Raw genomic sequence first — 3,039 nt, 5'->3', positions numbered from 1 at the left:
CAGGTCTCCCGGATGAGCGCGGAGCGCTCGTAGGCCCACGGGACGAGGTCGCCGAGGAGCCGCTCGTCGCGTCGCCGCTCGATCTCGGCCCGCGGCATGGTCTCGATCTCGGGCGAGAAGTACCGCCGCGTCGGGTCGAGGGCAGTCACCGGTCGTCGGAGGCGCGCCCGGGGTCGCGGGTGGGATAGATGGGGGAGGGCGCGATGCCGCGACCCTGCGCCATCCAGGTGGCGAGCGTCCCGCCGGCCCGCCAGCCGGCGCAGATCCCGGTGCGCTCGTCGCTCGCCGGCAGGACCGGCAGCACGCCGTGCTCGCGGGTCTGCTCGCGGACCCGCAGGTAGCCGTGGAAGAGCCCGGCGATGGCCAGGTCGCTGATGAGCGAGTTCAGGTGGGTGCAGCCGGCCTCGCCGCCGAGGCGCCGCAACGCCTCGCCCGTGAAGCCGCGCTCGAGGCGCAGCCCGACCAGCCGCTGGACGTTCGGGGCGGCGGCGAAGCAGTCCCCGTAGGGGAGGTGGACGGGCAGGACCTCGATTCGGGTGACCATCATCGACCCCAGGTCGACCCACAGGTCGAGCCGGTACTCGTGGAGGACGAGCCGTGACGCGTCCGGGTCGGTGTAGGAGTCCTGGAGGTGCGCGCGGACGCGCAGCGTCTCGTCCTCGTACCAGAGCCCGACGGCCTTGTGCCGCTGCATCGCGTCGACGGGGAGCTCGAGGTCGAGCGTGGGCTCGTAGGCGTCGGGCATCGCGCCAGGCTACTGGTCGCCCCGAAATTGAGTACCGGTACTCAGGTGTATCCGCTCAGCGAGCGGCACGGCCTCAAGACGAACCGGATCACCTACCTCGCGCTGACCGCCGACAAGCTCTACGCGTTCAGCGCCAAGGCCAAGCGCAGGGGCAACATCGAGGTGGTCTCGAAGCTGGCCGAGTGGGATCGCGCCGACGTGAGCGCCCAGACCATCCCGGGACGGCTCTCGACGAAGGTCGTGATCGACCACGCCGACGGGACCCACGCCGAGTTCGAGTCCGCCTCGATCACGAACCTCAACGACCACCTGCTCGCCGAGCTCGGCACCCTGGCCCGCTAGACGCGGCCGGCTCTTACATCTTCCCGGTGCGACCGTACCGGTAGTACCCCGAGAAGGTCTTGCCGACCTCCTCGGGCAGCGGCACCACCGTGCCAAGGGCGCGGGCGCCCCACACGATCTCGGCCGTCCGCTCCACGAGCGAGGCGATGTGCAGCACGTCCTTCGGGTTCCGGCCCACGGCGAACAGGCCGTGGTTGGCCATGAGCACTGCCGCCTTCTCGGTGACCCGGGACGCGACCTCGTCGGCCAGCTCCTCGGTGCCAGTGGTCTTGTAGTCGGCGACGTCGACGTCGCCGCCCACGAACACGTCGAACTCCTCGATCACCGCCGGGATCGGCGTGCGGGTCAGGGCGAACATCGTGGCGTACTTGGCGTGGCAGTGCATGGTGGCGCCGATGTTGTCGTGCTGCCGGAGGGCGGCGAGGTGCAGCGCCTTCTCGCTCGTGGGGCCGCGCGTGCCCTCGAGCACGTTGCCGTCGAGGTCGCACACCACGAGATCGTCGAGCGTCATCTCGGTGTAGTCGAGCGACGACGGGGTCAGCACCGCGTTGCCATCGGGGAGGCGGGCCCCGAGGTTCCCCGCCGTGCCCTCGACGAGGTTGATGCGCAGCATCTCCTTGGCCACCCAGAGGAGCTGCTCCTTGGTCTCGGCGGCGGTCAGGGTCTTCGAGCTCACGCCAGGACCTCCGGGTTCACGAGGTTGTCGGGCTTGCCGCCGCCGAAGAGGGTGACGAGCCCGTCAGCGATCAGCGTGGAGTGGTTGGCCTCGGTGTCGTAGGTGGCGCCGCCGATGTGGGGCGTCAGCACGACGTTCGCCATCCCGCACAGCGGATGGTCGACCGGGAGGTGCTCGCCGACGAAGTGGTCGAGGCCGGCGCCGGCGAGACGGCCGGCCTGCAGCGCCGCCACGAGGGCGTCGGTGTCGTGCAGGAGGGCCCGGGCCGTGTTCAGGTAGATGGCGCCCTCGCACATCCGCTCGAATTGGGCCGCGCCGATCATCCCGGTGGTCTCCGGCGTCACCATCGCGTGCATCGACACGACGTCGGCCTCCTCGAGGAGGGCGTCGAGGGAATGGGTGGCGTCGGCGGCGTAGGGATCGTGGGCCACCACGCGCATGCCGAGCCCCTCGAGCCGCCACTTCGTGGCGCGGCCCACGGCGCCGAGCCCGACCAGGCCCGCGGTCCGCCCTGCCAGCTGCCAGGCCCGGAACCGCTGGTAGGGGATGGTGCCGTCCCGGTAGATCTGGCCCTCGCGGACGTCGCGGTCGGCCCGCACCACGCCCCGGTTCACCGCCAGCAGGAGGGCGACGGTGAGCTCGGCGACGGCGTCGGCGTTCCGGCCCGGCGCCCGCAGGACGGGGATGCCGCGGGCCGTCGCCGCGGCCACGTCGACGTTGTTCGGGTCGCCGCGGCACGAGCCGATGGCCCGGAGCGGCAGGTCGAGCACCGGTCCCTTCACCGAGTCCGATTCCACGATCAGGACGTCGGCCCGCTCGGCGCGGACTCGCTCGGCCAGCTGCTCGCCGTTCAGGATCCGCAGCGGGGAGTGGTCGATCCACGGGTCGAGGATCACGTCGGCGATCGAGCGGAGCGTGGCCAGCCCGGCGCCCCGGAAGGGCGCGGTCACGAGCGCTCGCGGGCGGTCGGTCACGGCCGGATCATCGCACACGCGCCTGACGGGCCCGTCAGGTTGGGTGGGTGGTCGGGTCCGACTCGGCCTCGCCATGGACTGCTCGAGCCGACCGGCAAACAGGATCTCGCTGGCGAGATCGGAGCCGGACAACGCCCGCCTGGCGCGCCGCGCGCCCCGTTCGTCCCTGGTCGGTCGACCGACGACGCGCCGGCCCAGACCCGCGACCCGCGGCGCGGAGCGAAATCGGGCGTTTTCGACCTGACTAACGTGTCAGGTTTGTCGGGCCTCGCGGAGGGACCCATGCCGATCCACTACGAGCG

The 3,039-nt window shown here is 71.7% G+C and carries 4 protein-coding genes; 1 reads left to right on the top strand and 3 read right to left on the bottom strand.

Annotated features, from left to right (window positions below; genetic code table 11):
- Positions 1 to 145 precede the first annotated feature (145 nt).
- Complete coding sequence (locus VG869_06190) at positions 146 to 745, bottom strand: DUF2889 domain-containing protein (protein ID HEV3450780.1); 600 nt, start codon at positions 743 to 745, stop codon at positions 146 to 148.
- A 45-nt stretch (positions 746 to 790) separates the two neighbouring features.
- On the opposite strand from VG869_06190, the gene VG869_06185 reads away from it, so the two are divergent.
- Positions 791 to 1,087, top strand: a complete 297-nt coding sequence (locus VG869_06185) for a hypothetical protein (protein ID HEV3450779.1) — start codon at positions 791 to 793, stop codon at positions 1,085 to 1,087.
- Positions 1,088 to 1,100: 13 nt separating this feature from the next.
- Here VG869_06185 and VG869_06180 read toward each other — a convergent pair whose 3' ends face one another.
- Entirely contained in the window at positions 1,101 to 1,763 is a 663-nt protein-coding gene (locus tag VG869_06180) for a class II aldolase/adducin family protein (protein ID HEV3450778.1), read from the bottom strand.
- Positions 1,760 to 2,737, bottom strand: a complete 978-nt coding sequence (locus tag VG869_06175; protein ID HEV3450777.1) for an NAD(P)-dependent oxidoreductase — start codon at positions 2,735 to 2,737, stop codon at positions 1,760 to 1,762. The genes VG869_06180 and VG869_06175 overlap by 4 nt, the downstream gene beginning before the upstream one ends.
- Between the last annotated feature and the right edge of the window lie 302 nt (positions 2,738 to 3,039).

It is taken from the genome of Acidimicrobiia bacterium, assembly GCA_035948415.1.
In the GTDB taxonomy this organism is placed as follows: Bacteria; Actinomycetota; Acidimicrobiia; order IMCC26256; family PALSA-555; genus PALSA-555.
The sequence above is the reverse complement of the archived record's forward strand: the minus strand, read 5'-3'. Positions and strand labels throughout refer to the sequence as shown.

Bases quoted from the DNA above. Each gene is read 5' to 3' on its own strand.
- VG869_06190 (HEV3450780.1), bottom strand. From the start codon at position 745: ATGCCCGACGCCTACGAGCCCACGCTCGACCTCGAGCTCCCCGTCGAC.